Raw genomic sequence first — 23,978 nt, 5'->3', positions numbered from 1 at the left:
TTACTCCTTTTCTAATCCTCAAGATAACTTTCGACTTCTTCATCGTAAGTTACCACTTTTTGTTCTTGACCTTTTTCGTCAATTAACACAATATTTATTCCTAAACCTTGTAGTTCTTTTGTTAAAACATTAAATGATTCAGGGATACCTGGCATTGGAATCTGTTTATTACGTAGAATAGCTTCATAAGTTTTAATTCTACCTTTAATATCATCAGATTTAATAGTTAGGATTTCTTGTAAAGTATGAGCAGCGCCATAAGCTTCTAATGCTCAAACTTCCATTTCTCCAAATCTTTGTCCACCATTTTGTGCCTTGCCACCTAATGGTTGTTGAGTAATTAATGAATATGGACCCACATTACGAGCATGTAATTTATCATCTACCATATGTGATAGTTTTAGCATATACATAACACCAACAGAAATTTTCTTGGCAAACTTTTCACCAGTTAAACCATCATATAATGTTAATTTATCAAAATCATTATATTTTGCTTCTTTCATAATATCTAACAAGTCTTGATTTTTTGCACCATCAAAAACAGGGGTTGCTACTTTAATTCCTAAAGTTTTAGCAGCCATTCCTAAGTGTAATTCAAGAATTTGTCCAATATTCATTCGCGATGGTACTCCTAATGGATTTAACATAATATCAACCGGTGTTCCATCTTCTAGGAAAGGCATATCTTCAATTGGTAAGACTTTAGAAATAACACCTTTATTTCCGTGTCTTCCAGCCATTTTATCTCCTTCTCGGATTTTACGTTTTTGTACAATAAATACTTTAACTACTTCCTCTACTTCTGAAGGTAAGTCAAAACCATCTTCACGTTTATAACGTTTAATACCTTGAACAATTCCAGCACCGCCATTAGGTACTCGTAATGAATTATCTTTAACATTACGTGATTTTTCACCAAAAATAGCTGCTAATAATTTTTCTTCAGCAGTTGATTGTGTTTGACCTTTTGGTGTAACTTTACCAACAAGAATATCTCCTTCTTTAACTTCAGTTCCAATTAAAACAATTCCTTCGTCATCAAGATAACGTCTTGATTGTTCAGAAGTATTAGGGATTTCACGTGTAATTTCCTCTTTACCTTGTTTTGTTTTTCGACATTCTAAATTATATTCTTCAATATGCATTGAAGTATAAACATCATCTTTTACTAAACGTTCATTAATAATAATAGCATCTTCATAGTTATAACCATGTCAAGTCATGAAAGCAATAATTACATTTTGTCCTAATGCAAGTTCGCCATCTTTCATCGAAGGTCCATCTGCTAAAATTTGATTAACTTCAACTTTATCACCAACTTTTACTAATGGCACATGAGTTACTGCTGTTCCTTGATTACTACGTTCAAAACGACTTAACTCATAAGTTGTTATTTCATCTTCTGATTTAATAATAATTTCATGAGAATCAACATATTGTACAACTCCCGGTAAATTAGCAACAATAGCTAATCCTGAGTCACGAGCAACAGCATACTCAACACCCGTACCAACAATTGGTGTTTGGGGTTTTAATAATGGAATTGCTTGACGTTGCATATTAGCTCCCATTAAAGCACGGTTAGCATCATCATTTTCTAAAAAGGGAATACAACTTGTAGCTATTGACACAATTTGTTTTGGCGAAACATCAATATATTCAACTTCGTTTGGTCCAACAATAATATTTTGACCATTACTACGAGCAATAACATTATTATTTTTAATAACATTATTAGTATCTAATTCAATATTAGCTTGTGCAATGATATAATTCTTTTCTTCACCGGCAGTTAAATATTTAATTTCATTAGTAATTTTACCTGCAATTACTTGACGGTAAGGTGTTTCAATAAAACCGTATTCATTAGTACGAGCATAAGTGGCTAAATTATTGATTAAACCAATATTAGGCCCTTCAGGAGTTTCAATTGGACAAATTCTTCCATAGTGAGAATAGTGAACATCACGAACTTCTAAACTAGCACGATCACGTGATAATCCGCCAGGTCCTAAAGCAGTTAAACGTCTTTTATTAGCCAATTCTGCTAATGGATTAGTTTGATCCATAAATTGTGATAATTGTGATAAGTTAAAAAACTCACCAATAACAGCTGTTAATGGTTTATTATTTGTAATATTTGCTGGTTTCATTTTATCACTATCAGTAGTTGACATTTTTTCTTTAACGTTTTTTTCAATACGTCCCATTCCGATACGAAATTGGTTTTGTAGTAATTCACCAATTGTACGAATACGACGATTTGCTAAGTGATCAATATCATCAGCATTACCAATACCATGAACAAAATTTAAAATATAAGAAAGGGTTGCTAAAATATCAGCAATAGTAATAATCACTTCTTTACATTTAGGATTAATTCCAACGACATTAATAACTTCATTTAATCTTTCTTTATCATTATAAACTTTAATTAACTGAACATAATGTTTTGGTTCACTATCACTGATTAATGTTTTTAAAGGTACTAAACATGCTCCTTCTTCTAATACTGTTTTTAGAATTTCTAATTGTGATTTACCAATTACTGTTTTTTTGGATAAAACAACATTACCTCTAATATCTTTAATATCTTCAGCTAGAGTGTAATTTAAAACACGATCTGTAATAGCTAATTTTTGAATTAGCTTATATCTTCCTGCTTTTGTTAAATCATATTTTTTTGAATCAAATAATAATCCAGTTAAAAATTTTGCAGCACCATCAACACTGGCAGTTTCCCCGGCTTTAATTTTTTTATAAATTTCTTGTACTGCTGCTGGTCAATTTTGATGTTCATCATATTCATAAGTATTTAATAAAACATCATCTTTACCAATGATATTAATAACATCATCTTTAGTTAATCCTAAGGCAGTAAGTAAAGTGGTTACTGCAATTTTACGTGATTTTTCAATTTTAACTTGAATAATATCTTTAATTGTATTTTTATTACGAACTAATTTATTACGTTTAGAATCAGTTTCAAATTCTAGTCAAGTTCCACGTGATGGAATTAAATCACCTAAAAATTTATATAATCCGGTTTTTGGATCAATTTCAATTTTAAAATATGCACCTGGTGAACGAACTAATTGCGAAACAACAACCTTTTCACTTCCATTAATAATAAATGTTCCTTTTTGTGTCATTAATGGAAAATCACCTAAAAATACATCTCCTTCACGAGTTAATGTATAATCAACAATTAAAACATCTTCTTCTCTACTTTTAATAGTAACTTCAATAGTTGAAAATTCACTATTAGCATGAACATTTTTTTCTTCAAAATAATATATATTATCGCTAACTTTTGGTTCATTAATGTTTTTAATACCAAATTGGTCTTTAATTCAATGCATTAAATAATCTAAAATATTATCTTTAGCAGCAATAGTTAAATGACAATTATTTTCATGAATTGATAAAGATAATTTTGTATAGATTGGTGCTTCATAAGTTTTTGACTCATCTTTTGCTTCTTTTAATGTTCTTCTTGGTTTACGAAATTCTCAATCAATCAATGATAAAATAATACGATTATCATTATCAGTTACCGGAAATATTTCATTAAATACTTCTTGTATTCCTGTATCAATAAATCATTTATAAGTATCACGTTGAATTGAAATTAAATCAGGAAGATCTAAATTTCCTGATACTTTAGTATAGTCACGTCTTTTAGCATAATGACCAAATTGTTTTGTAGTATATGACATTGGTTCATCTCCAATTTTAAAAATTTATTAAAATAAAATAATTTGATTTCAGTTAATTAGTATTAATTTACTAATTAGTTTGATAAAATATTAAGTTTTAAGTTGATAATTTTTAGTTAAATAACAAACAGAAAACCAGTATTAATTAAAACTGGTTTTCATATAAATTTTTAATATTTGAACTACTTAACTTCAACAATAGCACCAACGGCTTTTAACATTGATTCGTGTTCTGTTGCTTTTGCTGTATCAATATTTTCTAAAATCTTTTGTGGTCCTGTCGCTACTGCATCAACCATTTTTTTAGCGTCCATTAAAGACATTGTACCACCAACAATTGCTTTAACTGCTTTAATAACATCAACTTTTTTGTCTCCTACTTCTTTTAAGATTACAGAAACTGTTGATGGTTTTGTCGCTTCTTCTTTAACTGCTGCTGGTGCAGAAGCACCTGCAGCAGTTACTCCAAAAGTTGTTTCAATTAATTCAACTAATTCTTTTAATTGAACTGCTGTCATTGTTTTAACATGTTCAATAATTTGTTTATTTGTAATATTTTCCATTATTTTTTCCTCCATATATTTTTTTATTTAATAAGTGTTAATTATGCGTTTTCTTTTTTTTGGGCTACTGCTTTAATTGCTAAAGCCAAATTGCGAACTGGCGCTTGTAAAAAAGAAGCTAACATTGAAATTAATTCTAATTTTGATGGTAATGAAGCTATTTTTTGTAACTCACTTTGGTCAATAACTTTCCCTTCGAAAATACCACCTCTTAATACTAATAATTTATTAATTTTAGCATAATTAGAAACTATTTTAGCTGTTTCTAACTCGTTTTCAAATCCAAAGATAAAACCATTTGGGCCAACTAAACTACTTTCAAGCGATGAATATTCTTTTTTTAAAGCACGAGCAACTAAGTTATTCTTATAAATAGTGAATGTTGCACCTTTAGTTCTTAATTCCTTACGTAAAGAACTAATTTCTTCAACATTCATACCTTGATATTGTACAACAATTGTTGTTTTTGAATCATTAATTTGCTTAGCAATTAAATCAATAGTTTTTTGTTTTTCAACCATTGCTGGGCGCATAAGTACACCTCCTTATTATTCTGAAATAACTAGCAATAAGTAGTAAATAAAACTCGGAGCAAAACCGAGTAAATCACATGCATATATAATGACGGAAATTACCTGAGCAACATAATTAAGACAAAAGTCCGTTGCTGTCTTTGGCTTATTCTAGCTTTTATATTATATGATATATATATATTAAAATCAAGAAAAATTTACAAAAGATTAAATAAATAATTTTTTATTATATATCTTTTAAGATATAAAAAACTATTTTTAATAACATATATCTAACTAAAGTAATGTTTACTCATATCTTGAAAAACAAAATCAATCGCTTTTTTAATATTTGGTCAATAATTTGGTAATATTTTTCTTATATTATGTTTTATAGCAAATCAAAAATGTTCAATTGGATTTAAATTAGGTGAATATGGTGGAAGAAATAATAGTTTGCATCCAGCATTTTCAATTAATTGTTGTGCTAATTTAGATTTATGAAACGTTGCATTATCTAAAACTATAATTTGTCCACGATTTAATACTGGAATTAGTATATTTTTTAAATATGATTCAAAAATTTTACTGTTGCAATGTCCTTCAAATGCTCATAGGGCTTTTAATTTACCTTTATTTAGTGAACCAATTATACTCATTCTTTTTATTTTATATGCGGGTTTATTATCAAATAATCTTTTACCTTTTTCAGATCAACCATATTTATAAAATTCATTATCATCAATTCCAGATTCATCAATATATACTAAATCTTAATTCATTATTTTAGCTATTTCTTTTAAAAAATCTTCTTGTTTATTTTTATCTCTTTGTTCATATAAAAAAGTTTTTTTTATATGTATAATTTAGTTTTTTGAAATAGTTATAAACTGTTTCTTTAGTCATATCACCAAATTTTTCAATCACTTTTTGAACTGTAACATCTTTATTTAGTGCAAAATAATTTTTTAATTCATCTAAATCCTTTATTTTGTGGCTATGTTCTTTTTGATAATTCAAAATTGGTTTTATATGCCCAGTTTCTTTTTTTCTTTTTCTTCATAAGAATAAAGTCTTTCTAGTAATATTGAACACTTTACAAATTTCTTTAATTTTCATTTTTTTACTTTCGTAGGCTTCTATTACTTTTCTTCGTAATTCTTCACTGTATGGTTTTGGCATAATTTAATCTTCCTAATCTATTTTAAATATTGCTGAATTGTACTTTTAAATTCAAAAACTGTTTAAATTACATATTATTATTTTACATTATTTATAAGTAAACATTACTTTAGTTAGCTATAAATGCTAATTTCATCAATACTTAATTAAAATTAATAAAATAAATTAAAAATAAAGAGGCTTTTTAAAAATCTGTGTATCTTTTTACAAAGTTACTAGTTTAGATTAATTCTATCTTCAAATTTTATCATAAAATGAGCAATTGCTGTATTTCAATTTTGAATGGGCATTGTTCATTTTTTTGTTATATTTTCAATTGCTAAGTAAAATATTTTAAAAACTGCCATATCATTTGGAAAAACTTTTTTATTTCTAATAACTTTTCGTAATTAACTATTAACAGATTAAATAGCGTTTGTTGTATAAATCACTCTTTTGATTTCTGCAGGATAACTAATAAAAACCATTAAATTATCTCAATTTTTATATCATGATTTAGCAATTCGAGGATATTGTTTATTTCATTTACTTTCAAAAGATTCTAAAGCTTGCATTGCTTGTTCTTCGCTACATGCACTATAAATTGGTTTTAAATCTGTAACTAGTGATTTTCTATGTTTGTATGAAACATATTTTAAACTATTTCTAATTTGATGAACTATGCATAATTGATGTTCGGTTTTAGGATAAACTGATTGTATTGCTTCTGACATTCCTGTTAAATTGTCACTACAAGCAATAAGAATATCATTTAAGCCTCGATTTTTCATTTCTGTGAAATTAGATAATCAAAACTTAGAACCTTCATTTTCACTAATTCATAAACCTAAAACATCTTTTTTACCTTCTAAATCAACTCCTAGTGCTATATAAACTGATTTGTTAATAATGCGTTTATCTTGTCGTACTTTAACTACTATACAATCAAAATAAACAATCGGATAAAAACTTTCTAATGGCCGATTTTGTCATGCTTTAACATCATCAATAACATCATCAGTAATTTGACTAATAACAATTTCGCTAATATCAGAACCATGATATAACTCTTGTAACTGCATTCTAATATCTGATAAAGTCATGCCTTTGGCATATATTAGACATATTCCGTAAATAAATTTAATCAATTGTCAATAATAATATTTATAAATTTTTTAGTGTTAATAATTATAGAAGTTAATATTTTTAAAAAAATACTTTAAAAATAAATTTATATTTCAAACACAAAAATTGTTAATATTATTTTTATATTAACTTGATAAAAATTTAAATTTTTAAAAAAATATTTTTAATATTTTTTTATTTTAATGGTTTTGTTTTATTAAAAATTTCACAAAGTAAGTTAAATCTTAAGTACATAAGTCTAAATATACTTTTTCTACATTTATTTATTAAAATTTTGAATCTTTTTAATCAAGCAAAAACATGTTCAACTTTAATTCTAATTTTTGAAATAATTTTATTGTAGATTTTTTCTTGTTTAGTTAATTTTTTATTTTTAGTTTTTTTAATTGGTAATATAGTATTTTTATAAATATTTTGTATTCCTTGATATCCCAAATCACCAATAATTATTGTTTTTTCTGAAAATTCAAGATTTGAATTTTTTAATATTTGAAAATCATGTACTTTTCCATTATCAGCGAAAATATCAACAATTTTTTTATTAAAAAAAGTCATATATAATTTGAAATTTTATAGAAAACATTCAACTTTTACCAGAAAAATATTCTAACTGTAGTTTTTTTTAGTTGGTCTTTCAATTTCAATTTCAGTTGAATCAATTAAATACAATTGAAATTCATTTAAATCTTCTTGTTTTTTATCAATTTTTGATTTATATTTTGTTTTTAAAAACTGATAATCTTTGTCATCACTAAGTTTATTTTCTACTCAAGTAATATTTCGAAAACAACTTTATGCACTCATTTTATATTTAATACTCATTTGGAAAAAAGTATAATATTCTTTTCAGTATACTAAAGTCATCATCAATCTTTCTTCAACTGAAAGTTTATATTTTCTACCTTTAGTTTTTTTAAATTTTCTATTTCAATTAATTTTGTTAACATTTCATCAAAATGAAAACGTTTTATACCAAAATATCTATAAAATTGTTCATTTTTTAATTTTTTTAAATTTTCAAAATTCATTTTTATCAACACCTTATTAATTTATTAATAAAGAAATTATAAAATAAATTTTAAATTATTAATTGACTTTTAAAAAATTTATTTACGGAATATGTCTAAAGTTTATCAATAGTTTTATTATTAAATTCATTACCGCGATCGCTATGAAATATTTGAATATTTTTTAAACAACGATTTGAGCGCATAAATGCTTGATATACTAATGATGCATCTTTTTTAGTACCTACACTATGTCCAATAATTTCGCGATTGTACAGGTCGATTAATAAGCAAATATAGTTTCATTTATCATTAACTTGAACATAAGTTAAATCACTAACAATAACTTCATTTTTAAGCCTATTATTAAAGCCTCTATTAACAAGATTAGTAATTTGACTATAATTGACTTTATTATGATAATTTTTGTATGATAATTTAGTGTATTTTGATATTAAATTATGTTTATTCATAATTTTTTTAATTTTTCGTCTTGATAAATTAATTTTCTTTTCTTTTAGAACAACTTTTAATCTTCTTGTTCCATAAGCTTCTTTATTTTCTTTAAAAGCACTAATAACAGCTTCATCATACATATTATTTTGAATTTTATCTTCTTTTTTTGAAATTAAAATAATATGTTGATTTAGAGATTTTTAAAAAACGACACATTGTACGAATTTTATATTTAACTTTATTTTTAGTAATAATTTCTATTTTCTGCCTATTATTAGTGCTGCTTGCTTTAAAATATCATTTTCCATTCGTAACTGTTTTAATTCTTTTCTTAATTTAATTAATTAATTTTCTTTAACAGAATGGTTATCTTTGGTTTTAAAAATGCCTGAATTAGTAAATTGCTTAATTCAATTATAAGTAGCTGCTCTTGTAACATTGTACTCTTTAACAAGACAAGACACTGACTTACCACTTTGATATAAAGCTACTATTTGTTTTTTAAATTCATCTGAATATGAGTTAATATTGTCCATAATTATAATTCCTTTCTTTTAACTAATTTGTTCACTTGTCTATGTAATTAGTGTCCAATAAAGTGTAACCCATCCAGACCAAGAAATTATTAATAAAACAAAACAATTAAAATAAAAAAATATTAAAAATATTTTTTTAAAAATTTAAATTTTTATCAAGTTAATATAAAAATAATATTAACAATTTTTGTGTTTGAAATATAAATTTATTTTTAAAGTATTTTTTTAAAAATATTAACTTCTATAATTATTAACACTAAAAAATTTATAAATATTATTATTGACAATTGATTAAATTTATTTACGGAATATGTCTATTTTATATTTAATACTCATTTGGAAAAAAGTATAATATTCTTTTCAGTATACTAAAGTCATCATCAATCTTTCTTCAACTGAAAGTTTATATTTTCTACCTTTAGTTTTTTTTAAATTTTCTATTTCAATTAATTTTGTTAACATTTCATCAAAATGAAAACGTTTTATACCAAAATATCTATAAAATTGTTCATTTTTTAATTTTTTTAAATTTTCAAAATTCATTTTTATCAACACCTTATTAATTTATTAATAAAGAAATTATAAAATAAATTTTAAATTATTAATTGACTTTTAAAAAATTTATTTACGGAATATGTCTAATAAAAGAACATTTAAATAATATAGAAAAATTAAGAGAAGATTTTAAAAAAGAAGTAATTAATGAATATAAAGAAAAAATAATTAATAGAATACTTGATTATGAAACCTTTTATATTGGTGATACACAAGGTTTAACTCCATTCTTATTTATTATTAAATTAAGAGATGAAATTAAAAATGGAGAATTTGATTAATAATGCAATATGAAATAAAGATTGGTATCGACCCAGCTGGTATTGGCAATAATGGAATTGTTATATATTCAAATGAAACTAATAATATTATTTTTCATGAAACATTCCAAGCAAAAACTATTTTAGAATGTAAAAATATTTATAAAGAAAAATTAAAATATTTTAAGAAATTTTTAAATAATAAAAAATTATTAGTAAGTGTAGAAAATTTTTATTTAAACCCAAAACAATTATTAACCAATCCCTTAGCAACACCTAAAATTATTGGTGCATTAATGGTATTAGTACAAGATATTATGAATTGAGATTATCAAGAAAACCATCCAAAAAATAAAGATAAAATACCAAATTATCAAGGAAATATAAAATTAACAAAACATGAACAAGATGCGTATAAGCAAACCCAATTATAAGGAATTATAAAAATGAAAGATAAATCCAATTATGTGAAATTAACAGTAAAACTAAGTAATGCTATTGAATCAAAATATTACGAAAAAGGTAATAAAGAATTATATTATAGTGTTAGAGGTCAATGAAATGGATTAAACTATGTTACTTTAATTTTTAATAACCCAAAATTTTATAAACGATGTATTTTATTAAACAAAAATGATGAAATTATAGTAACTGGTCAAATCTTTAATACTTTAAACATTCCTAAAAATCGTGCATTTTGTTCAATAAATGTTAAATGATTTAAAAAATGAAAAGAGTAAAAAAATATATTATGAAAAATTTTATTAATAATGCCAATGTTAATAACAAGCATAACACTAATAATATTTTTAATATTTATTATTAAAGAATTAAAAAATGAATATAAGGTATTAAAAATATTAAGTGAAATTGCTAATTAAATTAAAAATAAGGAGAATAAGTAATGAATAGATGTACATGAACTGAAACAATAACATTTGAAAAATTTATTCATGAACCACATTATGATGAAATTAAAAATGAACAAAGACAAAGACAATGTGAAAATATGACAGATGAGCAATTTGATAAATATTGTAGAGCATATTGTAAAGAACATAGAATTAAAGTTGATGAAATTAATAAATCAAGGCATAAAAATTGTATTAATAAGGAAAAATTAATTAATTTTATTATAACAACTCTAAAAGAAAATAAAGAATCTAATTCTAGTGATTCATTTAAATCAGGAAAAGAAAGTGTTTTATTTAATCTTCAGATTTATATTAATGAAGGATACTTTGATTAATGATAATATTACCTACTTTATTTGAAAATAAAGATGAAATTGAAATATTATCACCATTTCCAAAAGCAATTCATACAAGTAATGATATTAGAGCAATTATTTTAAGACAATACCCAAATGTTAAATCAAAACACATAATTGTTTCTGACCCAGAAAGCAATGTTGCATTAATAGTTGGTGATAATGATGTTTATCAAGGTTGAATTAAAGTAACAATTAAAAAATTAGAAAATTAAAGGAGAACAAATAAATCTAAAAGGAAAAAATTAAAATTAGAAATTATGAATTTTAATTAAATTCTTATGTAGTAGATTCATTAGAAATATTCCGTAAATAAATTTTTTAAAAGTCAATTAATAATTTAAAATTTATTTTATAATTTCTTTATTAATAAATTAATAAGGTGTTGATAAAAATGAATTTTGAAAATTTAAAAAAATTAAAAAATAAACAATTTTATAGATATTTTGGTATAAAATGTTTTCATTTTGATGAAATGTTAACAAAATTAATTGAAATATAAAATTTAAAAAAAACTAAAGGTAGAAAATATAAAATTTCAGTTGAAGAAAGATTGATGATGACTTTATTATACTGAAAAGAATATTATAATTTTTTCCAAATGAGTATTAAATATAAAATGAGTGCATCAAGTTGTTTTCGAAATATTACTTGAGTAGAAAATAAGCTTAGTGATGACAAAGATTATCAGTTTTTAAAAACAAAATATAAATCAAAAATTGAGAAAAAACAAGAAGATTTAAATGAATTTCAATTTTATTTAATTGATTCAACTGAAATTGAAAGACCAACTAAAAAAAACTACAGTTAGAATATTTTTCTGGTAAAAGTTGAATGTTTTCTATAAAATTTCAAATTATATATGACTTTTTTAATAAAAAAATTGTTGATATTTTTGTTGATAATGTAAAAGTACATGATTTTCAAATATTAAAAAATTCAAATCTTGAATTTTCAGAAAAAACAATAATTATTGGTGATTTGGGATATCAAGGAATACAAAATATTTATAAAAATACTATATTACCAATTAAAAAAACTAAAAATAAAAAATTAACTAAACAAGAAAAAATCTACAATAAAATTATTTCAAAAATTAGAATTAAAGTTGAACATGTTTTTGCTTGATTAAAAAGATTCAAAATTTTAATAAATAAATGTAGAAAAAGTATATTTAGACTTATGTACTTAAGATTTAACTTACTTTGTGAAATTTTTAATAAAACAAAACCATTAAAATAAAAAAATATTAAAAATATTTTTTTAAAAATTTAAATTTTTATTAAGTTAATATAAAAATAATATTAACAATTTTTGTGTTTGAAATATAAATTTATTTTTAAAGTATTTTTTTAAAAATATTAACTTCTATAATTATTAACACTAAAAAATTTATAAATATTATTATTGACAATTGATTAAATTTATTTACGGAATATGTCTATACTCTTCTCTAATAGTTTTAAATATCTTTTTAGGAGGCAATTGCGGATCAATATCATCTAGTTTTACAGATACGTCTTTCACTTCAAAATATTATCCATAACATTCCAAAATTAATTCTGATAATTTATCCTTTGCTTTTTGTTCTCTTAAATGATGATATGAAATAAAAATTTTTGACATTATTCATTAACCTCTTTTTTAACATTATTAAAAAAATATTTTTTATAAACTTTAATAAGTTTATACTTTATTATAAAATAATACTCACTAAAAGTAATATTTTTAACTTTTAAGTTTTATAAAATCTTATTATTAAAATAAAGTAAATATTATACAAATTTCAAGTAATTACTAGTATAATAATTTAAGAATAAAAAAGAATAATTAGTACAAATAAAACTTGTTATTTTAAAGGAGAATAATATACATGAATAAAAACTATAAAGATACATTATTAATGCCTCAAACTAACTTTGAAATGCGTGCTAATTTAACTATAAAAGAACCACAACTACAAAAATATTGACAAGACCAAAAAATATATCAACAACTAATTAACAAAAATAAAAAATCTACGAAAACTTTTATCCTTCATGATGGACCTCCATATGCTAACGGTGATCTACATTTAGGACATGCATTAAATAAAATTTTAAAAGATATTATTGTTCGCTATTATAATAGTAGCAATTATTATACACCCTATATTGCAGGTTGAGATACGCATGGTTTACCTATTGAAACAGCAGTTACTAACTCAGGAATTAATCGTAAAAAAATAGCAGTATCAGATTTTAGAAAACAATGTCAAAAATATGTAGAACTGCAAGTTGCTAATCAAATTAATCAATTTAAAACATTAGGATTATTAACAGATTTTAAAGATCATTATGTTACTTATGATAAAAAATATGAATCTGAACAAATTAAAGTTTTTTCTAAAATGGTAGAAAAAAAACTAGTATATCGTAATTTATATCCTGTATATTGATCACCATCAAGTGAAAGTGCCTTAGCTGAAGCTGAAGTTGAATATTTAACAAAAACTAGTGCTGCTATTTATGTTGCCTTTTTACTAAATGATGAAAAAAAAATATTTAACTTACCTACCTCGCTAGTAATTTGAACAACAACGCCATGAACCATTCCTAGCAATCAAATGTTAGCAGTAAATGAAGAATTTATATATAGTATTATTAAGACTAATGAACAACAATATATTATTGCACAACCATTGATTGATTCTTTTACTAAAGCAAACAACATCACCGATTTTACAATTGTTAAAACAATTTCTGGTAAAGATTTAATTGGATTAACAGCATTACATCCATTATATCAAAGAAAAACCCCAATCGTTCATGGTTCTCATGTTACTATAAATGATGGAACTGGAATTGTTCATACTGCTCCAGCGTTTGGTGAAGAAGATTTTGATTTAGGATTAAAACATAATATCAAAATTCTTTGTCCAATTAATGATCAAGGTCAATTTACAGCAGAAATCAATGATGAACAATTAGTCAATAAGTTTTATGATGATACTAATAAAATTATTGTTGAGCGCTTAAAAAATAATGGTACATTAATTGGTATGAAATGATTTAAACATCAATATCCACATGATTGACGAACTAAAAAACCCGTTATTTATCGTGCTACTTTACAATGATTTATCGCTATTGAAAAAATCAAACCATTACTTACTAAAAATATTAATAAAGTAAATTTTGTTCCTGAATGAGCAAAAAAAAGAATGTTATTAATGACAAATAATCGCTATGATTGATGCATTTCTCGTCAACGTGCTTGAGGATTACCAATTCCAATTTTTTACACTAAAAAAAAAGAACCAATCATGGATATAAACCTTATTAATCATGTGGCTGATTTATTTGCTAAACATGGTTCAAATATTTGATTTGAAAAAGAAGCAAAAGATTTATTACCACCTAAATATCAACATAAAGATAGCCCAAATGGTATTTTTTATAAAGAACAAGATATCATGGATGTTTGATATGATAGTGGTGTTTCCCACTTAGCAGTTATTAAAAATAATAATTTACCTTGACCAGCAGATTTATATTTGGAGGGTAATGATCAATTTCGTGGTTGATTTAATTCAAGTTTAACAACAGGAACTATTACTAATAATAGTAGTCCATATAAAAACTTGTTAGCACATGGTTTTGTAACTGATGCTAAAGGCAATAAAATGTCAAAATCAATTGGTAATGTTATTAGTGTTAAATCAATTTGTGATACTAATGGTGCTGATATTTTACGATTATGAGTAGCCAGTGTTGATTTTACTGATGATACAAGAATTGGTACTGAAATTTTAAAACAAGTTAGTGAAAACTATCGTAAAATCAGAAATATTTTTCGTTTCTTACTAGGTAATTTATTTGATTTAGATATCAAAACTATTGAAAATAAACAACAAGAAGAAATTATTAATAGTTTATCAGAAGTTGATCAATATATTTTAAATAAATTAAACGGATTAGTGATTAAAATTAATGAAAATTATCAAACTTACCAATTTAATACTATCTATCATTTAATTTTAAATTTTGTTACTAATGATTTGTCTGCTTTTTATTGTGATTTTACTAAAGATATTTTATATGTTAATAGCAAAAATGACATTAGAAGAAAACAAGTACAAATAACAATGTTTTTAATAGTAAAAACTTTAATTGGTTTATTAGCCCCTATTTTACCACACACTACTGAAGAAGCATTCCAAAGTTTAACTAAAAAAGATTTAAACACAAGTAGTGATTCTATTCATTTAAAAAAATTTCCACAACCATGAAATTTAAACAAAGCAACAAAACTAATGGAAAAATGAGAATATTTTATTAACTTTAAAAATGAAGTTAATAAAGTTATTGAACAAGCTAAAAAAGACAAAATTGTTAAAACAGCCCTAGAAACAATAGTAACTATTATTTTTAAAGATAATCATAATATCTTATCAACAATTGATGAAAAAGAATTAGCACAATTATTAATTGTTAGTGAAGTTAATATTGATTATAATAATAGCAACGTTAATGATTGAACTATTAATGTTAAAACAAAAGATGGTACTAAATGTCCTCGCTGTTGATTAATTGTTAATGAAACAAAAGAAGATGTTTGTAATCGTTGTTTTGAAGTGTTATCTTTAATAATGTAAATAACTAATATTAGTTTAGAAAGAAGTAATTATGGAATTTTCTTGATTAGCAATTAAAAATCATTTAAAAACACGTGATTGAAAATGATTAACTAAAATAATTTGTTTTTGCGCAATTATTATTCTAATTGTCACTGATCAAATGATAAAATTAGCAGTACAAAATGGAATAAAAGCTGGTGAAGAATATAAATTTATACCTTGATTTATTAATTTAAAATTTATTATTAATTATGGTTCTGCTTTTAGTTTTTTTCAAAATCAAAGAATATTTCTAATAACTTTTGCTTTTCTAGTAGCAATTGCTAGTAGCACCTGACTATTATTTACTAAATCTATTAACAGAGCACTAGGTCTCAGTTTTGTTATTGCAGGAACAATCGGTAATTTAACAGATAGATTTTTACACAAAGGCGGTGTTATTGACTTTTTATTATGACAACTATTCCCACCATATACTATTTTTAATACTGCGGATATATTCATTACCATTGGTATCACAATTATTATTCTACAAATAATTATTGGAACCATAATTAATGCCTATCAAGAAAAGTTTGGAGAACACAATAATGAAGTCAACAATGGAACATTTACAACAATCATCAATGACAGAAAATCAAAAGATGATAAAACTAAAATATCATGAAAACAAAAATATCCGCATCGACAAATATTTAGCGATGGTATTAACAGAACATCATTATTCACGAAATTTTATCCAAAATTTAATCACTAATGGGCAAGTAATAGTTAATAATAAAACTATTTCATCAGCTAACTTATTATTAAAAAATAATGATGAAATAAATATTATTATTAAAAATGACAAAGATAACACTTTAAAAGCAACTGCAATTGATTTTGAAATAGTTTATGAGGATAATGAAATTCTTGTTATTAACAAACCTAATAATTTGGTTGTCCACCCAGGAGCAGGTAATTGAGATAATACTTTAGTTAACGGATTATTATTCCAATCTAAAATTGAAAATATTGAAGAAAATAATTTACGTCCAGGCATTGTTCATCGTATTGACAAACAAACGACAGGATTATTATTAGTGGCTAAAAATAAAATTAGTCATCATATTTTAGCAGAACAATTACAAAAACATGAAATTAAACGAATTTATATTGCATTAGTTCATGGTACAATTAAAGGTAGATCAGGAACCATTAAAGCACCTATTGCTAGAAGCAATAATAATCGTCTAAAAATGATGGTCAATGAACAAAATAGTAAGAAAGCAACTACTCATTTTACAGTTATTGAGCGATTTAAAGACTATACTTTAGTTCAATGTCAATTAGAAACTGGTCGAACACACCAAATTCGTGTTCATTTTGAGTGAATTGAACATCCAATTGTAAATGACCCTTTATACAGCAAATTTAAATTGGAAAATGCTAATATTGGACAATACTTACATGCTAAAGTCATTACTTTTACTCATCCCACAACTAAAAAAGTTATGACTTTTGAGTGTAACTTACCTGATTTTTTTGAAAATAAATTACAATTATTACGAAAGGAAAGTGTTAAATAATGGATGATAATATTCTAGATATTTTAGGTTTACAATTAGTTGATTATTTTATTAGTCATCAAGATTATCGACCATTTAATGTTCCTAAAGAATTAAAACTACATGTTAAAGGTGAAGTATATCTAACTAATAAAGATAGTAATACTTATCATATCATTAAAATTATTAAAGAAAATAATTTTAATCCTCACCATTTAAAAAACAAAGATGAAGTTTATGAAATTTTACATAAACAATTAGCAGATGAAGGTGTTAAAGATATTCGTTATTTAATGGTTATCTTAAATGATGATAACCAAAACGAAAATCGAAGGTCACCAGCAGTTGATGTTATTGTTGCTACTAGTGATAAAATCGTTCAAGAATTATCTAAATTTTATCCTAGTATTACTAAATTTATTAAGGTAGACTTACCCCAACTTGAAACTGAAACTGAAAATAATGAAGATACTAATGAAGATAATAGTGCTGGAACTTTAAGTGATAATTGGAAAAAAGTTAATTTTCAAAACCGTCGTTACTTAAGCGAAACATTAAAAAAATGTACTAATGCTAATTTGGCAGTTACCTGATTTCTTTTTATAATTCCTATTATTACACTTGTTGTTTTTCTAGTAATTATAAATCTTAGTCAAGATGATTGATTAGCATTAGATTATAAACAACAACATTTGCTTTTTGGTGCCAATTATCATAACTTAATATTTGGCGCTTATCAATATTGAAGGTGATTAATTTATCCATTTGCTGGTAATGATATAAATCCTTCAGCTCCTATTAATTTAATATTTTCACTTTGAATGTTTTATCATGTTGGAAGATTTGTTGAAGGATTTTATGGATGATGAAAAGCAATTTTCATTTGAATTGGCGCAATGATTCTAACCGGTATTTTACAAAGTGTTTTTGATAATATTAATATCATGTCAGGATTTTGAGTTTTTCCTGTAATTTCATTAGGAGCAATGTTGCCTTTCATTTGAAATTATAAATTATTTAAAACTCCAATTATGAATCGTTTCTTTACAACTATTTTATTAATGCTAATATTTTGATTTATAACTGATCAACAAGTAGTGACATTATTATATTGAATGATTGCTTTTGTCACAGGATGATTATTTGCTTCTTTAATCGGATATAATAATCGTAAAATAACTGTGTATTATGCTTTTAGTCCAATTGCTATTGGTTCATTAGTATTATTTGCTGGTTTACTTTGAGGTTTAAATAATTATTATCCTGTTGATGATAATAACTATACTTTAGAAGTATTAAAACAATATCAAAAAATTGGTTTAATTAGTCAAAGTACTATTAATAGTATTATGCTTAATTACTTTCATATACAATTATAAAAAAAGTAGGATTTTTCCTACTTTTTTTATAAATAAAATTCTATATTTTTTTTAATGCGTCAAATAAATACTTTTCTTCCTCTTTTGTAAGAAGATTAGGATTAATAACTATTTGCCTACTATTAATATCAATAATTTTAAAATCTATAGCAATATATGAATAATTATTAAAATTAATTTTTAATCTTTCTGATCATTCAATTATCATAAAATTATTCATCATTATTTCATAATATTCTTCTAAATGAGGATTAATTAAACGATAAGCATCCATATGAATGAAATTTCATTCATATTTAGTTTGATACTTATTTCAAATAATAAAAGTTGGTGAATTAATAATATTTTTAACTCCAAGTAAATTACCAATTAATTTAGTAATTTGCGTTTTACCACTACCAAGCGGACCATTTAATAATAAAATTAAATTTGGTTTAGCAATTTTAGCAATTATTTTGGCAAGAGCATTAGTGTCATCTAAATTTTTTAATATATATACATTCTTTTTCATAATAACCTTCTTTGATAATTATTTTATACTTTACAAACTATTATACAAAAAAATAACTTATTTTCTAAATTATTATTTTTCTTATTTAAAAGATATTAATGTTCATATGTTTCTTTTTTAACTACCACTTTTTCTTTACTTCTTACAAAAATTCATTGTTCACGAAAAAGTAATAACATTATTATTTGTGCAACAATAATTAAATAATTAGTTAATTAATCTAGAATATGTGGTAAAACTTGTTGAAAAGTATTACCATCAAAATCATATTTACCTAAAATTACACGTGAAAATTCAGTAATGTTTAGTAATCTGTGTAACTTAGTGATTTTACAACTAAAATTTATTTCAAAAACACAGTTTTTAGGAAAGTCCCGAAAATAGGAATTTCAAAATAAAAAAATACTGATAAAACAATTGCAAAGTAAATAGTAACAATACTTGTTTTTAAATTTAAACGTTTATAAATTATTTCTTGTTGTTAATCTAAATGAAATTCCCATAAACTATAGCCAATAAATTAAAAAGGAAAAAAGAAAAATAAATTCAACTGCATATCACCAACATAATCTCAAACTAAAGCAATACAACCATAAATACTAACAGCAAAAAAACCTCAAAAAAAATTAGAAATTTTACCAAACGAAATTAAAATTATACAAATAACATTAGTAAAAGCAGCAATACCATTTAAGAATAATAATACTTGCTGTCAAGGATGATAATCTTGACGATTTACAATAGTTCAGACCGAAGGATATAAATTAGGATTAATAAAATGATTCAAATCAAAAAATGTATTTCATAACATAAAAATTCCTAAACAAATAATATCTACTTTAGCGGAAAATGGAATTTTATTAAGATCTTTGGGTATTGATAATAAAAATTATTTTATATTTTTCTTTCTTTTTATAAATTTAAATTTTATATCTTTAAACATATTTTCTTCCTTTTAACTTTATCTAGTTCACTCTCATTAATAAAAATACCATTAATACCATTTTCACCAATACTACCATCACCTTTACCAAAATAACTTAACTTTAAATCTAAATTCAAACTAGATAAATCAACAGCATAAAAATGTCATATTTTTATTGAAGTTTTATTAGCATAATAACTACCAAGTCTATAAATACAATCAAGTTTTAAACTGCTAATATTAATTCCTGTCTCTTCTAAAATTTCATTCTTAACAGTTTCTAGTGATGATTTACCTAATTTACAACCACCTGTTAGAGTACTAAAAAATGATATCTTTTTATTTTCAAATAAAGGATTCTTTTCTTTCATTAATAAAAATCAATATTGATTATATTTATATACAAAAGGTAAAACTGCAAATCCTTCATTATTACAACATGGTTCACTAACACCTGTCATAAAGCTATTAGTAATTAACTTTAAAAATTTGCCCATAATAAACCCCCTTTACTATAAGTAATATTATAACATTAACTTAAAATTGAATTTCAAATTTTATACTAACTAAAAATAAAATTTATCCCAAATATTAATGAAAAAAATCATAAATAATTTACTGCTAAGATAATAGTTAATATATAATTTATTTATTATATAAAAATAAATAGGAGGAACAATAATGATTTACACAATTAATAATTTATTTATTAATAGTAACGATAAAACTAAAAAAATACCAACACAAGTAACTGTTAACGGTTGGGTTCGTTCTAATCGAAATAGTAAAAAAGTTGGGTTTTTAGATTTAAACGATGGTTCTTCAATTAATAACTTACAAGTAGTATATGATCCAAATTTAGAAAATAATAACAATTTAACTAATGTTACTACCGGTAGTGCTGTTAATATTACTGGCAATTTAATTTTAACACCAAATACGAAACAACGATTTGAACTAAAAGTAATTACTGCTACTGTCTACAACATATGCGCTAATGATTATCCAATCCAAAAAAAAGAACATACAAATGAATTTCTTCGTGAACACGCACACTTACGTATTCGCACTAATACTTTCTTGTCATTATTTAGAATTCGTGATCAAGTATCATGATCTATTCATAAATTTTTCCATGATAATCAATTTATTTACCTACATAGTCCTCTTATTACAGCTAATGATGCTGAAGGTGCTGGTGAAAATTTTATTGTCACTACTATAACTAATGATAAATATGAAAAGGATTTTTTTGGGAAAAAAGCCTCATTAACTGTTAGTGGTCAGTTAAATGCTGAAGCCTACGCTCAATCTTTACAAAAAGTTTACACATTTGGGCCAACATTTCGTGCCGAAAAATCTAATACTACACGTCACGCAGCAGAATTTTGAATGGTAGAACCAGAATTTACCTTTAGTAATCTACAAGATAATATTATACTAGCCCAAAAACTAATAAAAACCGTTATTAGAGATGTTCTAAATAATTGTAATTCTGAATTAAAATTCTTAGAACAAAAACAAGAAACTAAAAATGAACAATCACTAATTGAAAAATTAGAAAAAATTGCCGATTTTAACTCTGATTTTAAAGTTATTACTTATACAGAAGTCATTGAATTACTTTTAAATGCACAAAAAAAAGGAAAAAAATTTGAATTTAATGAAATTAAATGAGGGATTGATTTACAATCAGAACATGAAAGATATTTATGCGAAGAAATAACTAAACAACCAACTTTTGTTATTAACTATCCACAAACCATCAAAGCTTTTTACATGAAACTTAATCCAATTGATAGTAATCATCCACAACAAAAAACAGTGGCAGCTATGGATTTATTAGCGCCAGGGATTGGTGAATTAATTGGTGGTTCTGTTCGTGAAGATAATTATGAACAATTACTAAAAAATAAAACCCAATTCAAAATTGAAGGTAATGATCTACGATGATATTTTGATTTAAGAAAATATGGATATGCACCAAGTGCTGGTTTTGGTTTAGGTCTAGAAAGATTTTTAATGTTTATTACGGGTATTAATAATATTAGAGATGTTATTCCTTTTCCTCGTACACCAAATAACTTATTATTCTAAAATAATAATATTTTAATAATATCTTTTTAAATTAAACTTATAATAGACATATTCCGTAAATAAATTTAATCAATTGTCAATAATAATATTTATAAATTTTTTAGTGTTAATAATTATAGAAGTTAATATTTTTAAAAAAATACTTTAAAAATAAATTTATATTTCAAACACAAAAATTGTTAATATTATTTTTATATTAACTTGATAAAAATTTAAATTTTTAAAAAAATATTTTTAATATTTTTTTATTTTAATGGTTTTGTTTTATTAAAAATTTCACAAAGTAAGTTAAATCTTAAGTACATAAGTCTAAATATACTTTTTCTACATTTATTTATTAAAATTTTGAATCTTTTTAATCAAGCAAAAACATGTTCAACTTTAATTCTAATTTTTGAAATAATTTTATTGTAGATTTTTTCTTGTTTAGTTAATTTTTTATTTTTAGTTTTTTTAATTGGTAATATAGTATTTTTATAAATATTTTGTATTCCTTGATAGCCCAAATCACCAATAATTATTGTTTTTTCTGAAAATTCAAGATTTGAATTTTTTAATATTTGAAAATCATGTACTTTTCCATTATCAGCAAAAATATCAACAATTTTTTTATTAAAAAAGTCATATATAATTTGAAATTTTATAGAAAACATTCAACTTTTACCAGAAAAATATTCTAACTGTAGTTTTTTTAGTTGGTCTTTCAATTTCAATTTCAGTTGAATCAATTAAATAAAATTGAAATTCATTTAAATCTTCTTGTTTTTTCTCAATTTTTGATTTATATTTTGTTTTTAAAAACTGATAATCTTTGTCATCACTAAGTTTATTTTCTACTCAAGTAATATTTCGAAAACAACTTGATGCACTCATTTTATATTTAATACTCATTTGGAAAAAAGTATAATATTCTTTTCAGTATACTAAAGTCATCATCAATCTTTCTTCAACTGAAAGTTTATATTTTCTACCTTTAGTTTTTTTTAAATTTTCTATTTCAATTAATTTTGTTAACATTTCATCAAAATGAAAACGTTTTATACCAAAATATCTATAAAATTGTTCATTTTTTAATTTTTTTAAATTTTCAAAATTCATTTTTATCAACACCTTATTAATTTATTAATAAAGAAATTATAAAATAAATTTTAAATTATTAATTGACTTTTAAAAAATTTATTTACGGAATATGTCTAATGTTATTTAAAACTCCTATTACTACATTAAAATACAACATAATATATAATTAATTTAGTATTAAATAATTATTAATAAGTTAAAAAAAGAAAGGATATTTATATGCCAAAACCATATGAAATTATAAAAACAATATTAAAAAATAATACTTTTAAATTAAAAAGTAAACGTTTAAATTTAGAAATAATGATTGATTATAATCAAAAAGATCTAATTAATGTTCAACATTCAATTTACAATAGTTCAAAAGTAACCATTTTTTCTAAATAATTACAATAATTTTTAAAAAATGGTTACCATAATGCAGTTGCATCTAAAAAAATAGATATCCCATGAGTAATAACAGCAACTTTTAATTTACCAAAATTTGAAATTAATAAAAAAAATTACCAAATTCATCATATATAACTGAAATAAATGACTTAAAAAATAAAATTATTAAAGAAGGTGTAAATATTAAAAATGATGAAACATACTTTGAAACTAAACTTTCTTTAAAAGAAATATTTGAAAAAT

At 23.4% G+C, this 23,978-nt stretch carries 30 protein-coding genes and 1 other annotated feature; of the genes, 13 read left to right on the top strand and 17 right to left on the bottom strand.

What is annotated here, in order from left to right; all coding sequences use genetic code 4:
• Positions 1-11 precede the first annotated feature (11 nt).
• The 12 genes from ABWV63_RS06675 to ABWV63_RS06620 all read right to left on the bottom strand — a co-directional run bounded on the left by ABWV63_RS06675 (position 12) and on the right by ABWV63_RS06620 (position 9,646).
• Positions 12-3,722 (bottom strand): DNA-directed RNA polymerase subunit beta, encoded by a 3,711-nt coding sequence (locus tag ABWV63_RS06675; protein ID WP_353305714.1) that lies wholly within the window; start codon positions 3,720-3,722, stop codon positions 12-14.
• A 182-nt stretch (positions 3,723-3,904) separates the two neighbouring features.
• Positions 3,905-4,285, bottom strand: coding sequence for a ribosomal protein L7/L12 (locus ABWV63_RS06670; RefSeq protein ID WP_353305713.1), 381 nt, complete (start codon positions 4,283-4,285; stop codon positions 3,905-3,907).
• A 41-nt stretch (positions 4,286-4,326) separates the two neighbouring features.
• Positions 4,327-4,818, bottom strand: a complete 492-nt coding sequence (rplJ, locus tag ABWV63_RS06665; RefSeq protein ID WP_353305712.1) for a 50S ribosomal protein L10 — start codon at positions 4,816-4,818, stop codon at positions 4,327-4,329.
• A gap of 36 nt (positions 4,819-4,854) precedes the next feature.
• Positions 4,855-4,980: a sequence feature (ribosomal protein L10 leader region), on the bottom strand.
• A 110-nt stretch (positions 4,981-5,090) separates the two neighbouring features.
• Entirely contained in the window at positions 5,091-5,543 is a 453-nt protein-coding gene (locus tag ABWV63_RS06660) for an IS630 family transposase (RefSeq protein ID WP_353307206.1), read from the bottom strand.
• A gap of 76 nt (positions 5,544-5,619) precedes the next feature.
• Positions 5,620-5,979 carry an IS630 transposase-related protein gene (locus ABWV63_RS06655; protein ID WP_353305711.1) on the bottom strand — a complete coding sequence of 120 codons (360 nt, stop codon included), beginning with the start codon at positions 5,977-5,979 and terminating at the stop codon, positions 5,620-5,622.
• Between the two features lie 215 nt (positions 5,980-6,194).
• The gene (locus ABWV63_RS06650) at positions 6,195-6,326 is read right to left on the bottom strand and encodes a hypothetical protein (protein WP_338979449.1); all 132 of its coding nucleotides are present in this window, start codon (positions 6,324-6,326) and stop codon (positions 6,195-6,197) included.
• Positions 6,327-6,383: 57 nt separating this feature from the next.
• Positions 6,384-7,106, bottom strand: a complete 723-nt coding sequence (locus ABWV63_RS06645; RefSeq protein WP_353305710.1) for an IS256 family transposase — start codon at positions 7,104-7,106, stop codon at positions 6,384-6,386.
• Positions 7,107-7,278: 172 nt separating this feature from the next.
• Entirely contained in the window at positions 7,279-7,659 is a 381-nt protein-coding gene (locus ABWV63_RS06640) for a transposase family protein (protein WP_353305709.1), read from the bottom strand.
• Between the two features lie 299 nt (positions 7,660-7,958).
• On the bottom strand, positions 7,959-8,132 hold the full coding sequence (locus tag ABWV63_RS06635) for a hypothetical protein (protein ID WP_353305528.1): 174 nt from the start codon (positions 8,130-8,132) through the stop codon (positions 7,959-7,961).
• Between the two features lie 95 nt (positions 8,133-8,227).
• The gene (locus ABWV63_RS06630; protein ID WP_353305708.1) at positions 8,228-8,707 is read right to left on the bottom strand and encodes a DDE-type integrase/transposase/recombinase; all 480 of its coding nucleotides are present in this window, start codon (positions 8,705-8,707) and stop codon (positions 8,228-8,230) included.
• Positions 8,708-8,911: 204 nt separating this feature from the next.
• Positions 8,912-9,103 carry a transposase gene (locus tag ABWV63_RS06625; RefSeq protein ID WP_353305707.1) on the bottom strand — a complete coding sequence of 64 codons (192 nt, stop codon included), beginning with the start codon at positions 9,101-9,103 and terminating at the stop codon, positions 8,912-8,914.
• A 297-nt stretch (positions 9,104-9,400) separates the two neighbouring features.
• Positions 9,401-9,646 carry a transposase family protein gene (locus tag ABWV63_RS06620; protein ID WP_353305706.1) on the bottom strand — a complete coding sequence of 82 codons (246 nt, stop codon included), beginning with the start codon at positions 9,644-9,646 and terminating at the stop codon, positions 9,401-9,403.
• Positions 9,647-9,708: 62 nt separating this feature from the next.
• Here ABWV63_RS06620 and ABWV63_RS06615 point away from each other — a divergent pair, with 62 nt between their 5' ends.
• From ABWV63_RS06615 to ABWV63_RS06565, 11 genes are all read left to right on the top strand, one after another.
• Positions 9,709-9,939, top strand: a complete 231-nt coding sequence (locus ABWV63_RS06615) for a hypothetical protein (RefSeq protein WP_353305705.1) — start codon at positions 9,709-9,711, stop codon at positions 9,937-9,939.
• A gap of 2 nt (positions 9,940-9,941) precedes the next feature.
• The gene (locus ABWV63_RS06610; protein ID WP_353305704.1) at positions 9,942-10,352 is read left to right on the top strand and encodes a hypothetical protein; all 411 of its coding nucleotides are present in this window, start codon (positions 9,942-9,944) and stop codon (positions 10,350-10,352) included.
• A gap of 12 nt (positions 10,353-10,364) precedes the next feature.
• Entirely contained in the window at positions 10,365-10,658 is a 294-nt protein-coding gene (locus tag ABWV63_RS06605; protein ID WP_353305703.1) for a hypothetical protein, read from the top strand.
• A gap of 164 nt (positions 10,659-10,822) precedes the next feature.
• Positions 10,823-11,167 carry a hypothetical protein gene (locus tag ABWV63_RS06600; protein ID WP_353305702.1) on the top strand — a complete coding sequence of 115 codons (345 nt, stop codon included), beginning with the start codon at positions 10,823-10,825 and terminating at the stop codon, positions 11,165-11,167.
• Complete coding sequence (locus ABWV63_RS06595) at positions 11,167-11,403, top strand: hypothetical protein (protein WP_174480108.1); 237 nt, start codon at positions 11,167-11,169, stop codon at positions 11,401-11,403. Before ABWV63_RS06600 ends, ABWV63_RS06595 begins: the two co-directional genes overlap by 1 nt.
• Positions 11,404-11,741: 338 nt before the next feature.
• Positions 11,742-11,999 carry a transposase family protein gene (locus ABWV63_RS06590; protein ID WP_353305701.1) on the top strand — a complete coding sequence of 86 codons (258 nt, stop codon included), beginning with the start codon at positions 11,742-11,744 and terminating at the stop codon, positions 11,997-11,999.
• Positions 12,000-12,022: 23 nt separating this feature from the next.
• Positions 12,023-12,430, top strand: coding sequence for a transposase family protein (locus tag ABWV63_RS06585; protein WP_353305700.1), 408 nt, complete (start codon positions 12,023-12,025; stop codon positions 12,428-12,430).
• A gap of 631 nt (positions 12,431-13,061) precedes the next feature.
• Complete coding sequence (gene ileS / locus ABWV63_RS06580) at positions 13,062-15,824, top strand: isoleucine--tRNA ligase (protein ID WP_353305699.1); 2,763 nt, start codon at positions 13,062-13,064, stop codon at positions 15,822-15,824.
• Positions 15,825-15,855: 31 nt separating this feature from the next.
• The gene (gene lspA, locus ABWV63_RS06575) at positions 15,856-16,563 is read left to right on the top strand and encodes a signal peptidase II (RefSeq protein WP_353305698.1); all 708 of its coding nucleotides are present in this window, start codon (positions 15,856-15,858) and stop codon (positions 16,561-16,563) included.
• Positions 16,451-17,374, top strand: a complete 924-nt coding sequence (locus ABWV63_RS06570) for an RluA family pseudouridine synthase (RefSeq protein ID WP_353307205.1) — start codon at positions 16,451-16,453, stop codon at positions 17,372-17,374. The genes lspA and ABWV63_RS06570 overlap by 113 nt, the downstream gene beginning before the upstream one ends.
• Complete coding sequence (locus ABWV63_RS06565) at positions 17,374-18,732, top strand: rhomboid family intramembrane serine protease (RefSeq protein WP_353305697.1); 1,359 nt, start codon at positions 17,374-17,376, stop codon at positions 18,730-18,732. The genes ABWV63_RS06570 and ABWV63_RS06565 overlap by 1 nt, the downstream gene beginning before the upstream one ends.
• 40 nt (positions 18,733-18,772) lie before the next feature.
• On the opposite strand, the gene tsaE is transcribed toward ABWV63_RS06565, so the two are convergent.
• The 3 genes from tsaE to ABWV63_RS06550 all read right to left on the bottom strand — a co-directional run bounded on the left by tsaE (position 18,773) and on the right by ABWV63_RS06550 (position 20,665).
• Complete coding sequence (gene tsaE, locus ABWV63_RS06560; protein WP_353305696.1) at positions 18,773-19,243, bottom strand: tRNA (adenosine(37)-N6)-threonylcarbamoyltransferase complex ATPase subunit type 1 TsaE; 471 nt, start codon at positions 19,241-19,243, stop codon at positions 18,773-18,775.
• A gap of 520 nt (positions 19,244-19,763) precedes the next feature.
• A complete protein-coding gene (locus ABWV63_RS06555; protein ID WP_353305695.1) occupies positions 19,764-20,054 on the bottom strand; it encodes a nicotinamide mononucleotide transporter in 291 nt (96 codons plus the stop codon).
• A 116-nt stretch (positions 20,055-20,170) separates the two neighbouring features.
• Positions 20,171-20,665 (bottom strand): hypothetical protein, encoded by a 495-nt coding sequence (locus ABWV63_RS06550; RefSeq protein WP_353305694.1) that lies wholly within the window; start codon positions 20,663-20,665, stop codon positions 20,171-20,173.
• A 184-nt stretch (positions 20,666-20,849) separates the two neighbouring features.
• On the opposite strand from ABWV63_RS06550, the gene asnS reads away from it, so the two are divergent.
• Positions 20,850-22,265 (top strand): asparagine--tRNA ligase, encoded by a 1,416-nt coding sequence (asnS, locus tag ABWV63_RS06545; RefSeq protein ID WP_353305693.1) that lies wholly within the window; start codon positions 20,850-20,852, stop codon positions 22,263-22,265.
• A 245-nt stretch (positions 22,266-22,510) separates the two neighbouring features.
• Here asnS and ABWV63_RS06540 read toward each other — a convergent pair whose 3' ends face one another.
• Both ABWV63_RS06540 and ABWV63_RS06535 read right to left on the bottom strand, forming a co-directional pair.
• A complete protein-coding gene (locus ABWV63_RS06540) occupies positions 22,511-22,918 on the bottom strand; it encodes a transposase family protein (protein WP_353305654.1) in 408 nt (135 codons plus the stop codon).
• Between the two features lie 7 nt (positions 22,919-22,925).
• Positions 22,926-23,363: a transposase family protein gene (locus ABWV63_RS06535; RefSeq protein WP_353305692.1), complete on the bottom strand. Its 438-nt coding sequence runs from the start codon at positions 23,361-23,363 to the stop codon at positions 22,926-22,928.
• 201 nt (positions 23,364-23,564) lie between these two features.
• Here ABWV63_RS06535 and ABWV63_RS06530 point away from each other — a divergent pair, with 201 nt between their 5' ends.
• Entirely contained in the window at positions 23,565-23,732 is a 168-nt protein-coding gene (locus ABWV63_RS06530) for a hypothetical protein (protein ID WP_353305691.1), read from the top strand.
• The last annotated feature ends 246 nt before the right edge of the window (positions 23,733-23,978 follow it).

The organism is Spiroplasma ixodetis (genome assembly GCF_040369795.1).
GTDB lineage: Bacteria > Bacillota_I > Bacilli_A > Mycoplasmatales > VBWQ01 > Spiroplasma_E > Spiroplasma_E ixodetis_B.
This window is presented reverse-complemented; position numbering and strand designations above follow the sequence as displayed.